At 71.7% G+C, this 22916-nt stretch carries 21 protein-coding genes; 7 read left to right on the top strand and 14 right to left on the bottom strand.

Annotated features, from left to right (window positions below):
• From truD to B9G38_RS04050, 4 genes are all read right to left on the bottom strand, one after another.
• A partial coding sequence (gene truD, locus B9G38_RS04035) for a tRNA pseudouridine(13) synthase TruD (protein WP_143415358.1) occupies positions 1-429 on the bottom strand: 429 nt, incomplete at its 3' end.
• Positions 429-767, bottom strand: a complete 339-nt coding sequence (gene pth2, locus B9G38_RS04040) for a peptidyl-tRNA hydrolase Pth2 (protein WP_086219571.1) — start codon at positions 765-767, stop codon at positions 429-431. The genes pth2 and truD, both read right to left, overlap by 1 nt.
• Before the next feature lie 108 nt (positions 768-875).
• On the bottom strand, positions 876-1694 hold the full coding sequence (locus B9G38_RS04045; RefSeq protein WP_086219590.1) for a bacteriorhodopsin: 819 nt from the start codon (positions 1692-1694) through the stop codon (positions 876-878).
• A 203-nt stretch (positions 1695-1897) separates the two neighbouring features.
• Positions 1898-3430: an NAD(P)/FAD-dependent oxidoreductase gene (locus B9G38_RS04050; protein WP_086219572.1), complete on the bottom strand. Its 1533-nt coding sequence runs from the start codon at positions 3428-3430 to the stop codon at positions 1898-1900.
• 134 nt (positions 3431-3564) lie between these two features.
• Between B9G38_RS04050 and B9G38_RS04055 the strand changes: the two genes are divergently transcribed.
• The 5 genes from B9G38_RS04055 to B9G38_RS04075 all read left to right on the top strand — a co-directional run bounded on the left by B9G38_RS04055 (position 3565) and on the right by B9G38_RS04075 (position 9233).
• Positions 3565-4359 carry a helix-turn-helix domain-containing protein gene (locus tag B9G38_RS04055; RefSeq protein WP_086219573.1) on the top strand — a complete coding sequence of 265 codons (795 nt, stop codon included), beginning with the start codon at positions 3565-3567 and terminating at the stop codon, positions 4357-4359.
• A gap of 58 nt (positions 4360-4417) precedes the next feature.
• Positions 4418-4843 carry a plastocyanin/azurin family copper-binding protein gene (locus tag B9G38_RS04060; RefSeq protein WP_049932457.1) on the top strand — a complete coding sequence of 142 codons (426 nt, stop codon included), beginning with the start codon at positions 4418-4420 and terminating at the stop codon, positions 4841-4843.
• Between the two features lie 69 nt (positions 4844-4912).
• Positions 4913-5746, top strand: a complete 834-nt coding sequence (locus tag B9G38_RS04065; protein WP_086219574.1) for a sulfite exporter TauE/SafE family protein — start codon at positions 4913-4915, stop codon at positions 5744-5746.
• A 1-nt stretch (position 5747) separates the two neighbouring features.
• Entirely contained in the window at positions 5748-8330 is a 2583-nt protein-coding gene (locus B9G38_RS04070; RefSeq protein ID WP_086219575.1) for a cation-translocating P-type ATPase, read from the top strand.
• Positions 8331-8447: 117 nt separating this feature from the next.
• The gene (locus B9G38_RS04075) at positions 8448-9233 is read left to right on the top strand and encodes an aldo/keto reductase (RefSeq protein WP_086219591.1); all 786 of its coding nucleotides are present in this window, start codon (positions 8448-8450) and stop codon (positions 9231-9233) included.
• Positions 9234-9243: 10 nt separating this feature from the next.
• Here B9G38_RS04075 and B9G38_RS04080 read toward each other — a convergent pair whose 3' ends face one another.
• From B9G38_RS04080 to B9G38_RS04090, 4 genes are all read right to left on the bottom strand, one after another.
• Positions 9244-10647, bottom strand: a complete 1404-nt coding sequence (locus B9G38_RS04080) for a PAS domain-containing sensor histidine kinase (RefSeq protein ID WP_198945653.1) — start codon at positions 10645-10647, stop codon at positions 9244-9246.
• 133 nt (positions 10648-10780) lie between these two features.
• On the bottom strand, positions 10781-11020 hold the full coding sequence (locus B9G38_RS04085) for a hypothetical protein (RefSeq protein WP_049932464.1): 240 nt from the start codon (positions 11018-11020) through the stop codon (positions 10781-10783).
• A gap of 89 nt (positions 11021-11109) precedes the next feature.
• Positions 11110-11232, bottom strand: coding sequence for a hypothetical protein (locus tag B9G38_RS18710; RefSeq protein WP_254921814.1), 123 nt, complete (start codon positions 11230-11232; stop codon positions 11110-11112).
• 406 nt (positions 11233-11638) lie between these two features.
• The gene (locus tag B9G38_RS04090) at positions 11639-13444 is read right to left on the bottom strand and encodes a S9 family peptidase (protein WP_086219576.1); all 1806 of its coding nucleotides are present in this window, start codon (positions 13442-13444) and stop codon (positions 11639-11641) included.
• A gap of 116 nt (positions 13445-13560) precedes the next feature.
• On the opposite strand from B9G38_RS04090, the gene B9G38_RS04095 reads away from it, so the two are divergent.
• A complete protein-coding gene (locus tag B9G38_RS04095) occupies positions 13561-14610 on the top strand; it encodes a glycosyltransferase (RefSeq protein ID WP_086219577.1) in 1050 nt (349 codons plus the stop codon).
• Between the two features lie 98 nt (positions 14611-14708).
• On the opposite strand, the gene B9G38_RS04100 is transcribed toward B9G38_RS04095, so the two are convergent.
• The 6 genes from B9G38_RS04100 to B9G38_RS04125 all read right to left on the bottom strand — a co-directional run bounded on the left by B9G38_RS04100 (position 14709) and on the right by B9G38_RS04125 (position 21494).
• The gene (locus tag B9G38_RS04100) at positions 14709-15344 is read right to left on the bottom strand and encodes a halocyanin domain-containing protein (RefSeq protein ID WP_086219578.1); all 636 of its coding nucleotides are present in this window, start codon (positions 15342-15344) and stop codon (positions 14709-14711) included.
• A gap of 110 nt (positions 15345-15454) precedes the next feature.
• The gene (gene mfnA, locus B9G38_RS04105; protein WP_086219579.1) at positions 15455-16537 is read right to left on the bottom strand and encodes a tyrosine decarboxylase MfnA; all 1083 of its coding nucleotides are present in this window, start codon (positions 16535-16537) and stop codon (positions 15455-15457) included.
• 76 nt (positions 16538-16613) lie between these two features.
• Positions 16614-18935: a phosphoenolpyruvate synthase gene (gene ppsA / locus B9G38_RS04110; RefSeq protein WP_086219580.1), complete on the bottom strand. Its 2322-nt coding sequence runs from the start codon at positions 18933-18935 to the stop codon at positions 16614-16616.
• Positions 18936-19308: 373 nt separating this feature from the next.
• The gene (locus B9G38_RS04115) at positions 19309-19938 is read right to left on the bottom strand and encodes a hypothetical protein (RefSeq protein WP_086219581.1); all 630 of its coding nucleotides are present in this window, start codon (positions 19936-19938) and stop codon (positions 19309-19311) included.
• 132 nt (positions 19939-20070) lie between these two features.
• Complete coding sequence (locus B9G38_RS04120; protein WP_049932476.1) at positions 20071-20730, bottom strand: hypothetical protein; 660 nt, start codon at positions 20728-20730, stop codon at positions 20071-20073.
• The gene (locus tag B9G38_RS04125; protein WP_086219582.1) at positions 20727-21494 is read right to left on the bottom strand and encodes an AAA family ATPase; all 768 of its coding nucleotides are present in this window, start codon (positions 21492-21494) and stop codon (positions 20727-20729) included. The genes B9G38_RS04120 and B9G38_RS04125 overlap by 4 nt, the downstream gene beginning before the upstream one ends.
• 111 nt (positions 21495-21605) lie before the next feature.
• On the opposite strand from B9G38_RS04125, the gene B9G38_RS04130 reads away from it, so the two are divergent.
• A complete protein-coding gene (locus tag B9G38_RS04130) occupies positions 21606-22916 on the top strand; it encodes a rhodanese-like domain-containing protein (protein ID WP_086219583.1) in 1311 nt (436 codons plus the stop codon).

Genomic DNA, 22916 nt, shown 5'->3' on the forward strand with positions numbered 1-22916 from the left:
GTCCGCGAGGTCGCCGAACGAGAGGCTCCGCCCCGCCCGGCCGAGCGCCTCGACCTCGGCGCCGCGGACCTCGGGGAGCTCGTCGCCGTCGACCCCGCGGACCGTGAACAGCTGCGTGGTGACGGCGCGCTTGTCCTTCGTCCCCGCCCACGAGACGCGCTCGCGGCTGACTCCGAGCGCGTCCGAGAGCCGGCGCGCGAAGTCGTTCGTGTCCCAGTCGCGGAGCGTCGCCCGGACGACGAGCTCGGGGTAGCTCCCGCGGTCGGCGTCGGGCGGCTCCGCGTCGAACGCCTCCAGCTCGCGGACGCGGAAGTCCTCGGGCGACTCGCGGAGCCGCCCGCCGATCCCGTCCGCGTCGCTCACGTAGTGATCGATGCCGACCGCCTGCTCGGTCGGGTGCGCCTCGCGAAGGATGCGTTCGGCGGCCATTAATACAGCGAGAGGTCGCCGGTCACGCGGTCGACGCTGTCGTCGCGGGCGGGGCCGACCGCGAGCGCCGTGACGGTGCCCGGTTCGAGTTGGGTGTGACCGGCGTCGCGGACGATGGCGTACGGAAGCCCCTCCTTGTCGGCCTTGTCGGCCAGCTCGAACAGCTGGCTCTCGGAGCTCCCCTTCAGCACGACCTTCTTCTGCCCCTCGCCCTGCCACTTCTTGCGGGCGCGCTCGCCCGCGTCCTGATACGCGGACAGCGACGCGTGCGCGACCTGCGCGGCGAGCTTCCCCTCGCCCATGCCGATGTCCGTCCGGGCGACGATGGCCTGTTTCATACCGTCTCCACCGCCGCCGCGGGTTTAGCGCTTTTCTCTCCGCCGCCGAGCCGCGGGGCTCGTCGTCGCCGGTCGAAAAAGAAGGGAGCCGGAACCGACCGCGGCCGGTCAGTCGTCGGCGGGCGCCGCGCCGCTGCGCGAGGCCGAGCCGAGCCCGGACGCCATGTCGGCGACCGTCCGCTCGTTGTTGACGACCCAGCGCAGCAGGAGGAACGCGAAGAGGTACTTCGCGACGATGTCCATGCCGCTGTACGCCCACGAGGTGACCGCGATGTCCAGCACCGCGATCCCCTCGGCGCCGAGCGCCCAGAAGATCGGGTAGCCGAGCCAGAGGACCACGGTGAGCACCTTCAGCGTGTTGAAGATGTCCGCGGTGCCGGCGACCTCCGCGTCCTGCGCCCACTCGGCGAGCAGGATGTAGAGGACGACGACGAAGAACGCGCAGCTGATCGCGTACCAGACCCACCGAAGCAGGAGGGAGGACGTGGTCAGGGCGGCCGCGAGCCCGGTGATACACATCCCGACGTCGGCCACCACGGCGGTGAACAGCTTGCTCAGGTTCGACCCGGCGAGCAGGCCGAGCGCGACGAGGATCATCGGCGTCGAGAACGCCCACGTGAGGTACCGGCCCCACGGGGTGAACACGCCGCCCTCCGGACCGGCTCCGGCCCCGGCGAGGGCGTGCCCGGCCGGCATCTCGAGGAAGCTCACCGTGAGTCCGGAGACGAGCCCCGTGTAACTGGAGATGGACACCAGCGGTACCATCAGGGTCGCGACGAAGATCAGCTGTGCCCGGGGGTCCTCCACGTTCCGTCCCATGTAGACGAACAGGAGGATCGACAGGCCCGCGAGGGCGATGTTCACCCAGAGCGACGCGCTCAACAGCGTGTTGCTCTGAATGAACTGGAATATCTCGGTCTGAGTCATTTCGAGCGGAACGGTACTCTGCGCGAGGAGGTCGGCCGCTGCTGTTTCTATCATGCGACGTTCTATTACACGTGGCGTGTTTATTAAATGTACTAACCTGACTGGTAAGGTTTTTCTAACAGTTTCTCGTCTCACCCCGTATTTTTTGATATATTACCGTTCTCGAACCCGGATTTGGACGGACGTTTCGACTCTCTCCGGGCTCAACGCCCGACCAGCGGCAGCCGATCGAGCGGGCCGCCGGCGGCGTCCGCCTCGACCGCGGCCGCGCAGTGTTCGCCCCCGAGCAGGCACATCGGCACGCCGATCCCGGGGTTCGCGCTCCCGCCGACGTAGTAGAGCCGCTCGGTCCCCCGGACGCGCGGTCCGGGGCGGAGCGGGCCGGTCTGTCGCATCGTGTGGGCGAGCCCGAGCGCGCTCCCGCCGGGCTGGTCGAATCGCTCCGCGAACTCGGAGACGCACGCCGACTCCTCGGCGACGATCCGGTCGCGGAGGTCGACGCCGGTCCGCGACGCCACCGCGTCGAGGACGCGCTCCCTGAGCGCCGCCCGCCGGTCCGGCGTGTCGTCGAGCCCCGGCGCGAGCGGCACGAGCGTCACGACCGCCTCGTGGCCCTCGGGCGCGACCGACGGGTCGGTCCGGGACGGGACGTTCACGTACACGACCGGCTCCGTCTCGCCGGTCGGCCACGCGGGGTCGTCGAAGATGGCCGCGAAGTGCGGGTCCCAGTCCGTCGGCAGCGCGAGCGTGTGGTGTTCCAGCTCCGGGAGCTCGCCCTCGACGCCGAGGTACAGCAGGTGCGCCGCGGGGCCGTACGTCCGTCGCTCCCAGTAGTCGCCGAGCCGCGGGACGGTCCCCTCCGGGAGCAGCTCGCGCTCGACGTGCGCGGGCGGCGCGTTACAGACGACCCGGTCGTGGACGTAGCGGTCGCCGCCGAGCTCGACCTCGACGCCGCCGTCGACCGGTTCGAGGCCCGTCACCTCGACGCCGGTGTGGACGTCGGCGCCGGCGTCGCGGGCGACCGTCTCGACGCCCTCGATCACCTCGTACATCCCGCCCATCGGGTAGTAGACGCCGAGCCCGTAGTCGACGTGGCTCATCAGCTGGTACAGCGCCGGCGTGTTGTGCGGCGACCCGCCGAGGAACACGAGCGTGTACTCCAGCAGCTGCCTGAGCTTCGGGTGGTCGACGTACGAGCGCACCGTCTCGTCGAGGCTGGAGAGCAGGTCGAGCTCTCGCCCGCCGGCGAGGACGTCCAGCGAGAGGTAGTCGCGGAACCGCGACCGGCCGGGGAGGACGAACCGCTCCATCCCGGCGTCGTACGCCCGCTCGGCGTCGTCGAGGTACTCGCGGAACGCCGCGCCCGCGCCCGGCTCGTACGACTCGAACAGGTCGGCGGCCGCGTCCGGGTCGGCCGGCACGTCCGCGCGGTCGCCGTCGTCCCAGAACACGCGGTAGTGCGGGTCGAGCCGCGTCAGCTCGTAGAACTCGTCGGCCGACCGGCCGAAGTCCTCGAAGAACCGCTCGAACAGGTCCGGCAGCAGGTACCACGACGGTCCGGTGTCGAACCGAAACCCGTCGAGCTCCAACCGACCGGCGACGCCCCCGACGCGCTCGGCGCGCTCGTACACCGTCACCTCCGCGCCGCCGGCCGCGAGGTAGGCGGCCGCGGAGAGGCCGCCCACGCCCGCTCCGACGACTCCGACCGACTCCCCGCGAAGCGACTCCTCGTCCATGCGCGTGGTACGGGCTCGCGCCGTGTGAGTCGTTGCCAACTCTCGACGGGCCTTTATCAGGCGCTCCGCCGGACCGCCGCGACGCGTACTCGTTCGGCTCGCTTTTTTTCCGACTCCGACCGCTGGATCGACGTATGGAACCGCGGTCGCGGTCGTCTGACACCGGCCACGCCGATCGACCCGACTCCGCCGCCGGCCCGGCCGGTTCGGACGGCGGCTCCGCGGACGCGGGCCGGGGCGGCTCGGACGCGCCGCCGGGCGCCGGGCGGTCCGGCGGCGTCGACCGTTCCGGAGCCGACCGCGCCGGCGACGCCGGCGTCCGCGTCGAAATCGTGGTCCGGGACCCGGCGCGGGCGCCGGTGGCGGCGGCGCTGCCGCCGGGGTCCGTCGCGGAGGACGTCGACCGCGTTCGGGTCGACGACGCGGTCGTCTCGCAGTTCCGCGCCGACCGCGCGGTCGACGCCGAACTCGTCTTCGACGGCGGCGGCGAGCTCGTCTACCGCTGTCGGAGCAGCGCGCCGGGCCAGTTCCCGTCCGACGCCGTCGAGTCGCTCGGCTACCCCGTCTCGTCGGTCACGGTCCGGACGGCGCCCGACCGAGTCCGGCTCCGGCTCTCGCTGCCCGCCGCCGACCCGCTCGGCGACGTGATCGACGCCTTGGAGGCGACCGGCGGGTCGGTCCGGCTCGAACGGCTCACCAGCTCCGGCGGGGCCGACACCCGATCGGACCCTGTCGTCGTCGACCGGGGGCGGCTCACGGACCGGCAGCGGGAGGTGGTCCGTACCGCTCAGCGCCTCGGCTACTTCGAACACCCCCGCGAGGCGAGCGCGACGGAGGTGGCCGACGCCATCGGCATCGCCCGCGCCACGTTCTCGGAACACCTCGCGGCCGCGCAGCGCCGCGTCTTCGAGGACCTCGTCGGCGGGTAGGTTCCCGCGCGCCGAGGGCGACCGCGGTATTGAAACCGTTCTGGCCCCGAGGAGAGGTATGTACCGGAGACGGTTCCTTCGACGGGCCGGCGCCGTCGGGAGCGCGGCGACGGCGGTTGGCCTCGCCGGATGCGCGGGCGTCGGCGGCGAACCCGACTTCGACGTGGGGATGCTCGCCGCCGCGTATCAGCCCCGAGAGATCACGGTCTCGGTCGGCGACACCGTCGTCTGGGAGAACACGAGCGCGCGGTCGCACACCGTCACCGCGACCGAGGGCGGACTGCCTGACGGCGCGGAGTTCTTCGCCTCCGGCGGCTTCGACGACTTCGAGACCGCCAAGGCGGCGTGGCAGTCCGACTTCGGCGGCATCCTGAAGAACGGCGACCGCTTCGAACACACCTTCACGGTCCCCGGCGCCCACGAGTACGTCTGTATCCCGCACCGCGAGGGCGGCATGTACGGGACCGTCGTCGTCGAGGAGTGAGCCGTGAGCCCGCCCGCCCCCCGCCGAAATCCATTCCCGCCCGCGTCACGAACGAGGGGTGACTGAGAGATGGACCTCTCGCCGCTTCTCGGGACCGACGTCCTGCTGTTCCTCGCGATCGGGCTGCTCGGCGGCGCCCACTGTATCGGCATGTGCGGCCCGCTCGTCACCGTCTACGCGAGCCGGATGGACGCCGACGGCGGGCGGACCGACGGCGGCGAAACGGGCGCCGCTCGCGCGGGAGGTACGTCGACCGGCCGCGAGGGCCACCTGACGACCTACGAGGTCCGCCAGCACGCGCTGTTCAACCTCGGGCGCGCGGCGAGCTACGCGACAATCGGAACGCTGCTGGGCGCGATCGGCGGCGCGGTGTTCGTCACCACCGCGACTCTGACCGGCGCCGCCGAAACCGTCCGCGGCGGGGTCGGCCTCCTCGTCGGCGCGGCCGTCATCCTCGTCGGCGTCAGGTACCTCCTCGGCGGCGCGACCGGCGGGGTCCACCTCCCCGGGCTCGAACGCGTCACCGGGTGGCTCACCGGGTACGTCGACCGCCTCGCGAACGGCCCGGGGATCGTCGCGCTCGGCGCGGTCCACGGGCTGTTACCCTGTCCGATCCTCTACCCGGCGTACCTCTACGCGTTCGCCAGCGGCTCGGCGGTCGCCGGCGGCGTCGCGCTCGGCGCGCTCGGGCTCGGGACGATCCCGGCCGTCTTCGCCTACGGGACGCTGATCGAGAGCGTCGACCCCGTCCACCGCCGCCGGGTCCACCGGCTGCTCGGCGTCGCGTTCGTCGCGCTCGGCTACGTGCTGTTCGCTCACGGGCTGATGTCCGTCGGGATCCACGTGCCGCACCCGCGGCTCCCGTTCTGGAACCCGCTCGACGCCGGCATGGGGGGCATGTGAAATGAGCGGGGCCGCTCGACCGCCGGACGCGGGCGACGACCCCTCCGCGTGTACCCTCTGTGAGCTTCCGACCGAGGGCGTCGATGTCACCGACGGCGAGGACAACCGCTTCTGTTGTACCGGCTGCCGCGACGTGTACGCCGCGCTCGGCGACGTCGACGTCGACGCCGACGCGGTCCGCGAGCGGCGGCAGGAACGCGGCGACGACGGTGCGGGCGGGCCTGACGACCCCGACGCCGAGGGCGGGTCCGGCGACCGCGACGTGCCCGAGGGTCACGAGGCGACGTTCTTGGAGGTCGACGGGATGCACTGCGCGACCTGCGAGGCGTTCATCGAGACGGTCGCGACCGACGCCGACGGCGTCAGCGGCGCGAGCGCGAGCTACGTCACCGACACGGTGCGGATCGACCACGACCCGGACGCGGTCACCATCGACGACCTCACCGAGACCGTGAGCGGGCTTGGATACAGCGCGTACGACCGCGACGACGCCTTCTCGCGCCGACAGGCGCGGAACATGGCGACGGCGCGGCTCGCCGCGGGCGTCCTCGTCGGGATGGCGGTCATGCTCCAGTACATCGTCCTCATCTACCCGACCTACTTCGCGTTCCCGTTCTACAACGAGCGCACGCTGGAGTACCTCAACCAGGCGATGGCCTCGACCTCCGGAACGTACTTCTTCATCGTCATCGGCGTCCTCACCACCATCGTCCTCTTCTTCACCGGGAAGCCGATCCTGCGGGGCGCGTACGTCAGCGCGAAGACGCGCTCGCCGAACATGGACCTCCTCGTCGCCATCGCGGCAGTGAGCGCCTACCTCTACAGCACGCTCGCGGTGATATTCGTCGAGTCGCCCTCGATATACTACGACGTGACCGTCGCCATCGTCGTCATCGTCACCGTCGGCAACCACTACGAGGACTCGGTGAAGGACCGCGCGACCGAACTGCTCTCCGAGGTCACCGCCGTCCAAGTCGACGACGCCCGGCGGCTGACCGCGGACGGGGAGCCGGAGTCGGTCGCCGTCGACGCGCTCGAACCGGGCGACCGGCTCCTCGTGCGCGCCGGCGAGCGGGTCCCGGTCGACGGCGAGGCGGTCGACGGCGACGCCGCGGTCGACGAGTCGGTCGTCACCGGCGAGTCGCTCCCGGTCCGGAAGGTCGCCGGCGACGCGGTCGTCGGCGGCTCCGTCGTCGCCGACGGGTCGCTCACGGTCGCGGTCGGCCCGGACGCGACCTCCAGCCTCGACCGCGTCGCGGAGCTGGTGTACGACCTCCAGAGCGGGAACCACGGCGTCCAGAAGCTCGCCGACCGGCTCGCGACCGTCTTCGTCCCGACCGTCCTCGTCATCGCCGCCGTCGCGGCCGGCGCGTCGCTCGCGCTCGGCGGGGCCCCGACCGACGCGATGCTCGTCGGGCTGACGGTGCTCATCGTCTCGTGTCCGTGCGCGCTCGGGCTCGCGACCCCGCTCGCGGTCGCCGCCGGGATCCGCGACGCCTTGGAGCGCAGCATCGTCGTCTTCGACGACACGGTCTTCGAGCGGATCCGCGACGCCGACACGGTCGTCTTCGACAAGACCGGCACGCTGACGACCGGCGAGATGCGGCTGGTCGACCGCGAGGTCGACGACGACCTGCTCCGGCTCGCGGCCGCCCTCGAGTCGCGGTCGGCGCACCCGGTCGGGCAGGCGGTCGCGGCGGCGCGAGCCGAGGTCGGCACCGAGGGCGCCGCGCCCGGCGGCGCGACCGGCGACGGCACCGGGCCGGCCGTCGCCGACGGCGGCGCGGAGGCGGTCGACGCCTCGACGGAGGGGCCGGACCCCTCGGCCGACGCGGGCGGGCCCGCGGTCGAGTCCTTCGAGGACCACGCCCGCGGCGTCTCCGGCGTCGTCGACGGGGTCGAGGTCGTCGTCGGCCACCCGGACCTGTTCGACGAGCGCGGGTGGACCGTCCCCGACGCGGTCCGCGAGGCGGTCGCCGACGCGCGGGACGTGGGGCGCGTCCCGGTCGCGGTCGGCCGCGACGGCGCCGCGGAGGGGTTCCTCGTGGTCGGCGACGAGCTCCGCGAGGGCTGGGAGGAGACGGTGACGGCGCTCGATCGCTCGGGCGTCGAGGTGATCGTCCTCACCGGCGACGACGAGCGCGCCGCGACTGTGTTCGCCGAGCACGCCGCCGTCTCGTCGGTGTTCGCCGGCGTGCCGCCCGAGGGGAAGGCCGAGGCGGTCGGGCGGCTGAAGGAGCGCGGCGTCACCGTGTTGGTCGGCGACGGCACCAACGACGCGCCGGCGCTCGCCGCGGCCGACCTCGGGGTCGCGCTCGGCGGCGGCACCGCGATGGCGGCCGACGCCGCCGACGTGGCGATCGTCGACGACGAGCTCGGCTCCGTGGCGACCGTCTTCGAGCTCGCCCGGGCGGCGGGCCGGCGCGTGAAGGGGAACATCGGCTGGGCGTTCTGCTACAACGCGGTCGCCATCCCGCTCGCGGCGACCGGACTGCTGAACCCCCTCTTCGCCGCCGTCGCGATGGGGGCGTCGAGCCTCCTCGTGGTGACGAACTCCTCGCGGGCGCTGCTCGCGGACGACTGAGGGCGGCCCGTGACGCGGCCGCGCCCGCCCCTACCGCAAGCGACTTTCGGCTCACGCGAGTAGACCTGAGCGATGACAGACCAACAGCAGCAGCCCGCGACGCCGACGCGGAACGGAATGCCCGTTTTCGGGCTCGGCACGTGGGAGAACGACGACCCCGCCCAGTGTACCGAGTCGGTCGCGAACGCGCTCGACGCCGGCTACCGCCACGTCGACACCGCGCAGATCTACGGCAACGAGGCGGCCGTCGGCGACGGGATCGCGAAGAGCGACGTCGACCGCGACGACATCTTCCTCGCGTCGAAGGTGTGGATCGACGAGCTCGCGCCCGCGGACGTCGCCTCGTCGACCCGCGAGAGCCTCGACAAGCTCGGCGTCGACTCGGTCGACCTCCTCTACGTCCACTGGCCGGCCGGGGAGTACGAGCCCGAGGAGACGCTGCCGGCGTTCGCCGAGCTCCGCGACGACGGCCTGATCGACCGCATCGGCGTCTCGAACTTCGAACCCGAACACCTCGACGCCGCGACGGACGCGCTCGGCGAGGCGCCGTTCGCGAACCAGGTCGAGATGCACCCGCTGCTCCGCCAGGAGGAGCTCCGCGACTACGCCGACGCCAACGGCATCGAGCTCGTCGCCTACTCGCCGCTCGCCCGCGGGGAGATCATCGACGACCCGGCGATCGCCGACATCGCCGAGAAGCACGACGTCAGCGCGGCGCAGGTGAGCCTCGCGTGGCTGCGCGAGTCCGGCGTCACCGCCATCCCGAAGGCGACCGGGATCGACCACATCCGCGACAACCTCGCGAGCCTCGACCTCGAACTCGACGACGAGGACGTCGAGGCCATCGACACGCTCGGCCGGACCGACCGGCAGCTGAACCCCGACTTCGGGCCCGACTGGTAGGGCGTCCGGCTCACTTCGCCGCCCGCGGGAGCGACACCGTGATCCGGTTGCCGCGCTCGCGGCCGGCCGGATCGGAGTCGACCGCGACGTCCCCGTTGGACAGCTCCACGCTCCAGTAGACGACCCAGAAGCCGAGGCCGCTGCTGTGGTAGACGTGCGTCATGTCGTGGTCGCCGGTGAGCACGTCGGCCTCGACCGACGGTATCGGCGGGAGGTCGTCTTCGATCACGAGTTCGGCGCCGTCGTCGGTCCGACGCAGTCGGACCGTCACCGTCGGCCTCCCGTCGTCGCTGTGCTGAAACGGGTTCTCGAGGAGTTCGGTCACCGCCGACCGGAGTTCGCAGCGCCCGTCGACGGTGACCGCGTCGAGGCCGTCGACCGTGATCGACCCCTCGGGGTATCGGTCCCTGACGGTCTCGACGCACCCCTCGACCACGCTCCGGAGGTCGATCCGATCGGTCTCCCGCTGGTCGGTGATGAGATCGATGACCTCCCGTTCCTTCTCTGCGGTCTGGAGGAGGCGTTCGCCGACCCGTCGGATCACCGCCGTGTGTTCCGCCGCCTCCGGCACGTCGGCCTCGAGGTCCTCGACCGTCCCGAGGACGATGTTGAGTTCGTTCCGGAGGTTGTGGCGCAGGAGGTTGTCCATCACGACGAGCTGTCGTTCCCGACGGCGGCGGTCGGTGACGTCCTTGGTGAACCCCGTGATGCGGACGACCTCGCCGTCCTCGATTATCGGCTCGCCCTGGACCCACACCCACCGGTTGTAGTTCTCTTCGGGGTTCACCCGGTACTCAATATCGACGGAGTCGCCCGCGGCGAGCAGTTTCATCGCCTCCTCGACCGCGGGCCGGTCGTCCGGATGGACCGCGTCGAGGAACTTGTCCGGGTCGCCGCGGATCTCGTCAGTCGGTGTGCCGTATATGTCCTCGTACGCGGGGTTCACGAAGAGGAGCTCCGACCAGTCCGCGTCGAACATCCAGAGGACGTCGCCGGAGACCGCCGCGATTTCTTTGAGGTGGGAGGTGGCCTCCGCGCGCTGCCGCTCGGCGCGGACGCGGTCGGTCACGTCCCGCGAGCTGACGACGTACCCGTCGAGTTCGTCGTCGGTGAGATTCGACATCCGGCTCTCCAGCCAGACCCACGACCCGTCCGCAGTGCGGTGGCGGTACTCGACGGTCTCCTCGGCGAACCCGTCGCTGGTGATCGTTCGCTGGAACGCCGCACGGACCGCCTCACGGTCGTCCGGGTGTATGTACTCGAAGGCGACCTCGCCCACGAGCTCCGCCGGCGGGATGCCGAGAATCCGCTCTGAAGCCCCGTTGACGAACGTGAACCGACCTTCGTCGTCGACCAGGGCGATCTTGTCCTGGGCCTGATCGAGCAGCAGCCCGAGCGGTTCGGACCCGTTCATTCCCTCATGCTCCCACGCGTACGCGTATAATCGTCACGGCCGTTCGCGTCCGTCGGCGGTCACGGACGAACTACGCCACCGGAAGGGACCACGGCGTGTCGGGACGCGATCAGACGGTCCGAGTGGACCCCGTTCAGTCGTCGCTCGCCGAGAGCGCCTCTCGAATCTCTTCCAGCTTGAAATAGGATGCGAGACCGAGTATCGTCACGGGCCACAGACCGACGAACTGCCCGCGCTGCTTGTCGCCGCGCACGTAGTAGAAGTACAGCGCGAGCGCCACCGACCCCACGGACGCGAACACTGCGGGTCCGAGTCCGTCACTACCGACCTCTTCGACAACTTCTGCCGCCGTCTCTTCTGTTGTATCGCTCACATACGATTAACGCCCCAGACGGGCATATGTGTTTCCTTGCTGTGAGCCCTACTTCGGGCCGTATTCGTCTCACGTCGCCGGCGGCGGCGTCACGATGACCCCGACCGCTCGCTCCGAAACACGAGCACGAAGATCAGGACCGACAGCACGATCATGACCGCCGCGAACACGCGCTCGTCGTCTGTCACAGCGTCGACCGGATCTTGGAGCATACGTCCGGTACGGCCCCCACGCTAATGTATCTCGGTATCAGCGGCGAACGCGACTCGTCCCCGTCAACACTGGCGACTCCGCACGAGCGGACGCCGTCGCTCGGACCGCCGACGGCCGGCCCACCCTCCCGCGAACCGCACGAAACGATTTGAGGCCGCGGACCGTACTGCGAGCATGCGTGACATTAACCCGGACACGCTGATGCTGGTGGCGGGTGTGGCGATCTCACTGATCGCGCTCTTAGAGCTGTATCCGCTCTGGAAAAATCGGAGAGACGACCGACGGTGACGGCCGTCCCTTTCACACCGGACCCGCATTCGGCGGCCACGGCGCACCGACTCCCCGGCGGCCACGGCGACGGGCGTGCCGGTCCTGAGCGCGACACGGGGACCGGGCGGCGACCCTTCAGACGTGTTCCGCGAGGAAGTCGACGATCCCGCGGTACGCCTCGATCCGGTTGTCGAGCTTCGCGAACCCGTGTCCCTCGTCTTCGAAGATCAGTTTCCGCACCGGGACGCCCTGTTCGCGCGCCTCCTCGACGATCTGCTCCGCCTCGCCGACGGGCACCCGCGGGTCGTTCTCGCCGTGGAGGACGAACAGCGGGGCCGCGATCCGGTCGATGTTGTTGATCGGGGAGACGGACTCGAGGAACTCGCGGTCGTCTTCGAGCGAGCCGTACTCGGCCTCGCGCAGCGACCGACGCCACTCCCCGGTGTTCTCCAAGAACGTCACGAAGTTCGCGATGCCGACGATGTCGACCCCGGCGGCCCACAGCTCCGGGTACTCGGTCAGCGACGCGAGCACCATGAACCCGCCGTAAGAGCCGCCCATCGCGACGACGCGGTCCGGGTCGACCTCGGGGTGGTCGTGGAGCCAGCCGACGCCCTCCCGGACGTCCTTCACCGAGTCCATCCGGTTCTCCACGTCGTCGAGCCCGGAGTACGCCTTCCCGTACCCCGAGGAGCCCCGGACGTTCGGCTCGAGGACCGCGTACCCGTTGTTCAGCAGGTACTGCGTCACAGCGGCGAAGGATGGCCGCCGCTGCGACTCCGGCCCGCCGTGGATGTCGACGACGACCGGGTACCCAGACTCCGGCGGCTCCGTCTCGGGCACGGAGAAGAACGCTGGGATCTCCCGGCCGTCGAACGTCGGGTAGTGGACCAGCTCGCGCTCGACGAACGTGTCCGCCGGGATCCCCGCGGTCGAGGCGCGCGTCCACCGCTCCGCCTCGCCGCTCGTCGCGTCGACGACGTGGACGTTCGCGTTGTGGGTGCTCCCCGTCGTCGTCACGGCGAACCGGTCGCCGTCGGGCCCGAAGCTCACGCCGCCGGCGACGCCGTCCGGGAGGTCCGGCTCCGGGAACTCGTCGATGCGGTCGGGGGCGACGAGTTCGCCCGCCGTGAGTTCGGTGTAGCCGTCGACGTTCCGGGAGTAGACGACCCGGCGGGAGGACTCGTCTATCGCGACGCCGTCGACGTTCCACTCGCCCCCGTCGGCGACGACGGCGAACTCGTCGGTCTCCAGGTCGATCCGCTCCAGGCGGAGCGTGTCGGTGTCGCGGTCGGTGACGAGGTACACGCTCTCGCCGTCGGGCCCCCACTCCGGACCGGCGTACCGCACGTCGCCCTCGTGGGGCGTGTGGTGGGTCAGGTCGCCGCTCGCGAGGTCGAGGGTGTACACGTCGTGGTCGAACGAGGAGTGCGCCTCGTGGACGATCAGCCGGTCGTCGCTCGGCGACCACCCGGCGACGGAGAGCCAGCCGTCCCCCTCGTGGACCAGCTCCGCGTCGTCGCCGGTCTCGTCGCGGGCCTGAACGTACACGTCGAAGACGGCCTCGTCGCGCCGGTTCGACGCGAACGCGAACCGGTCGCCCGCCGAGTCCCAGCCGCCCCACCGGTGTTTCGCCTCCGGCTTGGCCGTCAGCTCGGTGATCCCCCCCGACTCGTAGTTGAGCAGATACAGCTGCGCGCGCTCGTTGCCGCCCTCGTCCATTCCGAACACCGCTTCGGACCGCTCCGGCGAGGAGTCGACGAAGGAGACCGACTCCTCGAAGAACGTGTGCTGCTCGGGCCACGACTCGGGCCCGCGGACCGACCACACCTGCCCCGTGCCGGTCGTGTCGAGGAGGAACGACAGCCGACCGTCGGGGCCGAGGTCGGCGCCGCCCGCGTTCCGCACGTTGAGGTAGCGTTCGATGTCGTACTGTCGCATGACACTTGGTTCCGCGCCTGCCGTGAAACCGTTTCGGGTGACGGAACCCTCGCCGCGGTCCCGCGACTCCTCGAGATGCCGTGTCTTTTTACCGACTCCCCCCGTGCGGTCGGCGTATGCGCGTCGCGTTCGCCTCGCTCTTCGCCCCCGGACACGGGGAGACCCCGGCGCGAACGCGGACCCTGCGGACCGCCCGCGCGCTCGCCGACCGCGGCCACGACGTGGTCTGGCTCTGCGCACAGTGGTGGGGCGGCGACCACGACGCCTTCGAGGACGACGGGATCGAGTTCCGGGCGGTCACCGTCGAGCCCGCGCCGATCCCGTTCGCCGCGCGGCTCCCGGCCGCGGTCCGGCGCGCGGGAGCCGACGTGGTCCACGCGGTCAACAGCCCGCCGACGCCGGCGCTCGCCGCCACGGTCGCGGGGTCGCTCTCGCGGGTCCCGGTCGTCGTCGACTGGTGGCGCGACCACCCCGCCGACGCCCGCCGGTGGTACCGGCCGCTCGCCCGCCGCGCGGACGCGGTCTCGACCCCCTCGCGGACCACGAAGACCCGCGTCCGCGAGCACGGGGCGGACGGCGACGACGTGCGCGTGCTCCCCGAGAGCATCGACTTCAACGCGGTCGAGTCCGCCGGCGTCGACGACCGCTTCGACGCGGTGTACGCCCGGCGACTCGACCGCCACGCCAACGTCGAGACGTTCCTGCTCGGGCTCGCCGAGCTGCGCGGCCGCGACTGGACCGCGGCGGTGATCGGCGACGGCCCCGAGCGCGGCCGGATCGAGGCGACCGCCAGCGACCTCCGGATCGCCGACCGGGTCGAGTTCCTCGGCGACCTGCCGCTCGACGAGCGGCTCCCGATACTCAAGGGGACGCACGTCGCGGTCGCCACCGCCACGTGGGAGACGTTCGCGACCGACCTGCTGTGGGCGGTCGCGTGCGGCTGCGTCGCCCTCGTGGAGTACCAGGCCGACTCCAGCGCCCACGAGCTCGTCGAGGGGCGCGAGCGCGGGCGACTCGTCACGAGCCCGGCGGAGCTGGCCGACGAGTTCGTCGCGGTCGGCGACCTCGAACGCCGTGCGGTCGACCGCGAGTTCGCGTCGTTCGACCGCGAGGCGGTTATCGACCGGTACGTCGCGCTGTACGAGGAGCTCGTCGACGGGGAGTGACGGGACTGCGGGGTGACCCGCGAACGGAGGAAGAACCGCGAACTGTCGGGAGGACCGCGGACCGGCGCGACGGACGGCGAGAGGGGAGCGACCGCCCGCTACGCCTGGTCCTGCCCGGTGATCGTGCCGCCGTACTTCATGAAGACGAACGCCAGCCCCAGCGTGCTCACCATCGCGATGAACGTCGCGATGCCGAGCGCGCGGGCGGCGTCCGGGACGAACACCGCGTTCGACCCGCCGCCGCCGACCTCGACGGTGGGGATGTCCTCGCCGACGGCGAGGCCAGCGTGCATGCCGACCGCGGTGTGGGGCACGCAGTGGTAGTGGGTGATCCCGGCGTCCTCGCTCGACGTCTCGTACTCGTACGTCGCTCCCTCCTCGCCGACGGGGTCGCCGCTGTCGAGGCTGGCCGGGCCGCCGCCCTCGACCGTCTGGACGTTGTGGGAGCCGCCGGCGCCCGTCCACTCCCAGGTGATCGTCGTCCCCTCGTCGACCCACACGAGTGTCGGGTCGAACGCCAGGCCTTGGTCGCCCGCCCCGACCGAGATGGTCACCGAGTCCTGACCGCGGGCGTCGGTGTACGACCCGACGTTCCCTTCGGTCGCGCTGGGCCAGTCGGGCTCCACTTCCTGTGCCGCCGCCGTCCCCGTCGTCGCCGTCGCCGCGCCGGCGGCGGCCGCCGCACCGCCGGCCGTCCGCATGAACGCGCGCCGAGAGACGTCGTCCGAACTCATACGAGGCGGTTCGTGGTGACCCGTAGTGAATATGTTGATCCGAACGCGGCGTCGACCCCGCTCTACTTATAAGAAATCGCCGCCTCGGCGGCCGGAAATCACAGCGAAATCTACCGCCGGATCCGGTCGAGGTCGTCGACGAAGGCCCGGAGCGCCGAGCGCGTCACGTGCGGCATACACACGACGCGGAGTTCGCCGGCGCCGGTCCGCGACACCTTCCAGCCGGCGTCGCGGAGCGACTCGAACTCCGACTCGGGCACGTCGGCCGCGACGAGCGGGAGCTCCGGCTCGACGACGCGGTAGCCGCGATCCGCGAGCTCGTCGGCGAGCCAGTCGGCGTTGTCGGCCGCGCGTTCGGCCGCCTCGCGGTAGCCGTCGGGCCACAGCGCGTCCATCGCCGCGACGGCGCCCGCGACGCCCGCGCCGCTCCGGGTCCCGGTCAGCGTCGCCTGCGACCGGGACTCCAGGTAGGGGGTGTCGACCGCGAGCGCGTCGAGCGCGGCGTCCTCGCGCGCCAGCAGGCCGCCCGCCGGCACCGGGGCTTGCCCGTACTTGTGGGGGTCGATCGTCAGCGTGTCGACCACGGCGTCGGCGAACGACCACGCGTGGTCGGTGAACGGGAGGACGAACCCGCCCCACGCGGCGTCGACGTGGAACCGCGCCCCGACTTCCTCGGCGATCGCCGCCAGCTCGGGGATCGGGTCGACCCGCCCGTACTCCGTGCTGCCGGCGACGCCGACGACGAGTGCGGTCCCGTCGTTGACCGCGGCCGCGACGGCGTCGACGTCGGCCCGGAAGTCGTCGTCAAGGGGGACCGTCCGCAGCTCGACCCCGAGCACCTCCGCGGCCTTCGTGAACGAGAAGTGCGCGCTCGCCGGCGCGACGACGTTGACCTCGTTCCCGTCGCTCCCGTCGTGTCGGTTCCGCGCCGACCGCACCGCCTGGACGTTCGCCTCGGTCCCGCCGGAGGTGACGTACCCCGCGGCGTCGGCGGGGGTCGAGTGGGCCGCGAGCGTCGCGAGCCCCTCGACCGCCCGGGCCTCCAGCTCCGCCACCGACTCGTACGTCGCGGGGTCGCCGGGGTTCGTCGCGAGGAATCGCTCGGCGGCCGCGCGGGCGTCCGGGTGCGGCTCGGTACACATCGAGGAGAGCACCCGGTCGAACGACTGCGGCTCCGGTTCCGGCTGTCGCATCTGCCACCCTGTTACGTGGGGCGGCTCTTACCCGTTCCGCTCTCGGCGCCGGGAGAGAAACGCACCGCGAGCGGACTCAGCGGACCGAATCGAGTAGGAGGCGCTGTTCGGTCCGCTTCACCTCGTGTTGGACGTCGCGGACCGCGTCGATGTTCGCCGAGATCGAGGAGACTCCCTTCTCGACGAGGAACTCGACCATCTCGGGCTTCGAGCCGGCCTGCCCGCAGATACTCGTGTCGACGCCGAGCTCGCGGCACGTCTCGATGGTGTCGCCGATGAGCCGCAACACGGCGGGGTGGAGCTCGTCGAACCGGTCGGCGACGTGCTCGTTGTTGCGGTCGACCGCGAGCGTGTACTGCGTGAGATCGTTGGTCCCGAAGGAGGCGAAGTCGATGCCCGCCTCGGCGAGCTCCTCGATCTGGAGCGCGCTGGCGGGCGTCTCGATCATCACGCCCCAGCGGTGCGTCTCGGGGTCGATCCCGGCCTCGCGCATGTGCCGCGCGATCCCCTCCACGTCGGCGGCGTCGTTGACCAGGGGGAACATCACCTCCAAGTTGTCGTACCCCATGTCGTAGAGGCGCGCGAACGCGGCCAGCTCCTGCCGGAACGGCTCGGGCTTGTCGAGGCTCCGGCGGATCCCGCGCCAGCCGAGCATCGGGTTGTGCTCGGCCGGCTCGCCCTCGCCGCCCTCCAGCTCGCGGAACTCGTCGGTCGGCGCGTCGATGGTCCGGACGCGGACCGGTCGCGGGTAGAACTCGTCGGCGACGCGCCGGACGCCCTCGATCAGCTCGTCCTGATAGGCGCGGGCGCCGTGGTCGGCGATGTACGTCTCGGGCGTCTTCCCGAGCGACAGCACCATATGTTCGATCCGGAGCAGGCCGACGCCGTCGGCGCCCGTCGCCGCCGCGCGCTCGGCCGCCTCCGGGATCGAGACGTTCACCTTCACCTCCGTCGCCGTCATCGGCTTGACGGGGGTCTCGGGGCGCGCGGCCTCGACCGGCTCGAACTCCTCGCCCGGCTCGGCCGACTCGTCCTCGCCGGCCCGGAGCGTCCCCTTGTCACCGTCGAGCGTGACCTGCTGGCCGTCTTCGAGGACGCGGGTCCCGTTGCCCGTCCCGACGACCGCGGGGACGCCGAGCTCGCGGGAGATGATCGCCGCGTGGCTCGTCATCCCTCCCTCGTCGGTGACGATGCCGGCGGCGCGCTTCATCGCCGGCACCATGTCGGGCATCGTCATCTCCGTCACCATCACGTCCCCCTCCTGTACCTGATCGAGGTGGTCGAGCTTGTGGACGAGCCGGACGGCCCCGGAGACCACGCCCGGGCTGGCGCCGAGCCCGTCGACGAGCACGTCCGCGTCGTCGTCGCCGCCCCGCGCAGTCGTCGCGCCCTCGCCGTCGGCGGCCGCCGCGTCGGCGCCGCTCGCTCCGCCCTCGTCGCCGGCGTCCTCTCGGATCGTCGTGATCGGGCGCGACTGGAGCATGTATATCTCGCCGCCGTAGATCGCCCACTCGACGTCCTGCGGGGCGCCGTAGTGGTCCTCCACGCGCTCGCCGAGCTCGACGAGGTCGCCGATCTCCCCGTCCGAGAGGACCCGCTCGCTCCGCCGGTCCTCGTCGACGTCGAGCTGGACCGTCTCGCCGGTGTCGGGGTCTTTCAGCATCTCGACTTTCTTGTCCGCGACGGTGACCTCGTCGACCGCGCCGCGCTCGCGGTCGTACACGTAGTTGTCGGGCGAGACGGTTCCGGAGACGACCGCCTCGCCGAGCCCCCACGCCGCCTCGATGGTGACCTGCGGGTCGCCCGTCGAGGGGTGGCTGGTGAACATCACGCCGGACTTCTCGGCGTCGACCATCCGCTGGACGACGACCGCGATGTCGACGTCCGCGTGCGGGAACTCGCGCTGCTGCCGGTAGTAGATCGCGCGCTGGGTGAAAAGCGAGGCCCAACACTCCTTGACGCGCCGGAGGAGGTCGTCCTCGCGGACGTTGAGGAACGTCTCCTGCTGGCCGGCGAACGAGGAGTCGGGGAGGTCCTCGGCGGTCGCGGACGAGCGGACCGCGACGAACGCCTCCTCGCCGTCCTCGCCCATCGCCCGGTACTGTTCCAGTATCTCCTCGCGGACCTCCTCGGGGAACGGGGTGTCGAGGATCAGCCGCTCGGCGGTCGCCTCGGCCTCGCGGAGGGCGGCGGAGTCCTCCGGGTCCACGTCGACCGCGTCGAACAGCTCGTCGTCGATCCCGGCCTCCTCGATGAACGTTCGATACGTGCCCGCGGTGACGGCGAACCCCGGCGGCACCGGGAGCCCCGCACCGATGAGTTCGCCGAGCGACGCGGCCTTCCCACCGACGGTCCCGACGTCGTCGGCGTCGACGTCCTCCAGCAAGAGTACTGCCATTCGTGTACCCGGAGGATCCGCGAGGCGACCTATGAAGCTTCCGGCATGCGAAACGGTGAATAAAACACAACTCGGGACCGAGTTGTCTCCGACGGCGCAGCATGGGGGATCGTCCCGGACGCGAACCCGCGAACGAGCGACGGGCACCGTGCGGTAGCCCGACCGGAAACAGTTCGTCGACGACTGAACACCGATCGTCCGTCAAAACGAGGGCCGGAGCGTCGGGGACAGCGAACCGGATACCGGTTCGTACAACCCTGTAATCGATGAATCGGCCTATACTTACCTCCCGTTCCGCGTTCGGATCCCGTAACGAGTTACAGGGGCTGTAACAGCATTCCGGACGAGTGTCCTCGGCTCGGAGTCCGCGTCGTCAGCTCTCGTCGAGCCGCCGACGCTCGTCGCGCAGCAGTCGCTCCCAGAGCCCGAACAGGGCGCTGTCGAGGTCGTACACCTCGTCGACGCGCCGGACCCAGCGGTCGTCGGCGAACAGGTGCCGCTGGAACCGACGCACGTCCGGCGAGAGGTGGTCCCGATCGCCGCCGTAGTACGACAGCGACTCCTCGCGGGTCCGCGCGATAAGGTCGGCGGACACGTCGATGCCGTCCGCGGCCGCGACGTGGACGAACCACTCTAAGTGGAGCAGCGAGTCGGCGAGCAGGAACCGCTCGCGGAAGTCGGAGGCCCGCGACAGCGCCGGCGCGCCGTCGATCCGCACGTCGGCCGGCCGCGAGAACCGCGGCGCGGTCGCGGTCACGGACGCCCGGTCGGCGACCGCGCCGGCGACTCGGCGCAGCCGCCAGTCGCAGTACCGCACCGGCGCGATGAGCGCGAGCTCGTACCACGTCGGCAGCCACTCGCAGTACGGCTCCGAGAACGCCCCGTCCGCGAGCAGCGTCGCCGCGACCGACCGGGCCTCGTCCGGCGTCAGTTCGTCGGGGGCCGTCCGGAGGCGGCGCTCGACTCGGTCGCCGTTGAGGCTGTCGACGCCCGAAAAGCCCATTCCCTCGGCGACGCCGGCCGTGTACGCGCGGCCGGCGGCGTACCAGCTCGCGAAGTCGGCGGTCGTCGTCAGCCGCAGCAGTCGGAGGACCGTGATACTGACATGACGGGCCGGGCCGGAATAACCGTTCGGTCAGCGGTCGACCGCGCCCCCACTCACCGCACCGTCCCCGGCCGCCGCGTCGGCGTCGTCCCCGTCCGGTTCGGCCGATCCGTCGAGCGCGTCGTCGAGCCCCCACTCGGCCGCCCGGTCGCGGGCCTCGGCTCGCGCCTGCTCGCGGATCGCATCGATCCGGTCGTCGTCCGCGAGGAAGGCGGCGACGGCGTCGTCCTCGTCGTCGCCGTCGCGCAGTCGCTCTCCGGGCGCCGCGTCGCGGGTCCGCTCGGCGAGGTCGGCGTCGTCGGCCAGCTCGGTCGCGGCCGCGTCGGGCGCGACCCGCAGCGACTCCTCCTCGTGGGCCGCCGCCAGTCCGCTCCGGTCGACGGCGTACAGCTCGACGCGGTAGGGGCCGGGGACCGCGAGCTCCGCGAGCGCGTCCGGCCCGCCGCTGTCCGTCACCGTGTTGTACGCCAGCACGGGCACGCCGTCCTCGAAGGTGAGGACGCCGCGTGCCTTGCCCGAGAGCAGCAGCGTCTCCTGCGGGACGAGCGTCGCGTAGCCGGTCAGCCCGCGGTCGAGCGCGCGCGACAGCGTCGTTCCCACGTCGGAGACTACCCGCGAGCGCAGGAGCGTCCCCCGCGGAACGGTGAGGGTCGGCGACGCCGACCCGTCGCCCTCCGGGCTTCCGCTCATGGCGTGTCGGGCACGACCGCGCTGCGGAACCGGTCGGCGACCGCGTCGCCGTCGTCGTCGCGCACGTCGAGCCGGTCGGCGGCCCGCCGGTAGCGCGCGGCGGCCTCGCTCTCCGGCGCGTGCGCGAGCAGCGGCTCGCCGGCCCGGCGCGCCGCGCGGACCGCGTCGCTCTCGGGGACGTTCGCGAGGACGGGGCCGCCGAAGTGGCGCTCCGCCTGCGCGGCGACGTCGTCGGCCCCGCCTCTGACCTTGTTGAACAGGACGCCGGCCGTCTCCGTGCCGTACGAGCGCGCGTACTCCTGGACCTTCAGGCCGTCAGAGAGCGCGGGGATCGTCGGCTCGACGACGACGACGACGCGGTCCGCGAGGACGACCGGCAGCACGGCGGACTTCGAGCCCAGCGCGGCGGGCGAGTCGAGCAGGAGCACGTCGGTGTCGCGCGCGAGCTCGGCCACCACGTCGCGGAGCCGCTCCGGCTCCGCGGCCTCGAAGCCCGCGAGCGAGGTGCCACAGGGGACGACCGAGAGTCCGAACCGCTCGTAGGTCGCCTCGTTCACGTCCGTCGCGGTGCCCTCGACGAGGAGGTCGTGAAGGGTAACCGCCGCGTCGTCGAGCCCGGCGTGAAAGAGGAGGTTCGCCATGCCGGTGTCGGCGTCCACGACGGTCACGTCGTGGTCGGCCGCGAGCGCCATCCCGAGCGCGAGCGTGCTCGTCGTCTTCCCCGTGCCGCCCTTCCCGCTGGCGACCGCGAACGCCTCGACCATACGCCCGGTCGCCCGGCAGTCCGAATAAATCCTCTTCATCGCGCTCGCCCGCTTCGCTCCTCGGCCGTGTCGGCGGCAGCGCTTTTGATCCCGCGGCGCGATGGGAGCACCATGGCCGAGACGATAGCCGCCGACGAGTTCCGCGACAGGATCGACGAGCGACGGCGCGGCGAGCGCTCGTTCGCCGTGGTCGACACGCGACCCGAGGAGAGCTTCGCGGGGTGGCGCGTGGCGGACGCGGTCCACTACTTCTACAAGCCGTTCCACGAGTTCGACGTCGACGACTTCGAACGCGAGACCGGGCTCTCGCCCGACGACAGCGTAATCACGCTGTGCGCGAAGGGGAAGGCCTCCGACGACTTCGCCGCCGAGCTCGACGCCGCGGGGTACGAGGACGTGACCGTCGTCGCCGACGGCATACGCGGCTGGTCCGCGGTGTACGACAGCACCGAGGTCCCGCTCGGCGACCGGCCCGACGCGGCCCCGCCGCTCGACCTCGTCCAGGTCCAGCGCCGCGCGAAGGGGTGTCTGGGCTACCTCGTGGTCGGCGGTCGCGAGCCGGGCGACGCGGACCACGTTCCCGCCGACCGATCCGACGCCCGGGACGGCCCCGACCGCGTCGCCGTCGCTATCGACGTCTCCAGACACGGCGACGAGTGGGTCGAGGCGGCCGCCGAACGCGGCGCGTCGATCGCGGCCGTCGTCGACACGCACGTTCACGCGGACCACCTCTCGGGCGGCCGGGCGCTCGCTGACGACCTCGGTGTCCCGTACTACCTGCCCGCCGCGGCCGCTGCCCGCGACGTGGCCTCCGAGTTCGAGCCGATCGAACGCAACGAGACGCTGGACGCCGGCGGCGTCGACCTGAAGGCGCTCGCGACGCCCGGGCACACCGACGACGGCGCGAGCTACCTCGTCGGTGACGCGGCGGTGCTCACGGGCGACACGCTGTTCACCGACAGCGTCGGCCGGACGGAGCTCCAGTTCTCGGCGGACGACGGCGGCGAGGGCGGCGCGGACGGTGGAGGCGTCTCGGACGGGGGTGCCGCGGGCGCGGCCCGTCGGCTGTACGACTCGCTCCACGGGACGCTGCTCGCGCAGCCGGACGGCGTCGTCGTCTGCCCGGGCCACTTCGCCGTCGCGAACGACGGCTCGACCGGGGAGGTCGAGCCCGGCGAGCCCGTCTTCACGACGGTCGGCGCCGCGCGCGGCGAGATCGACGTCCTCGGCCTCGACGCGGACGACTTCGTCGAACGGATCACGCGGACGCTGCCGGAGAAGCCGCCGAACTACGAGTCGGTGATCGCGGCCAACCGCGGGGTCGAGTCGCCGGCGGACGAGACCGCCGCGATCGAACTCGAACTCGGTCCGAACCGCTGCGCCGCCGAGCCGGACGCCGGCTCCCCCGCGGACGACGACTGA

Source organism: Halorubrum sp. SD612 (assembly GCF_002135005.1).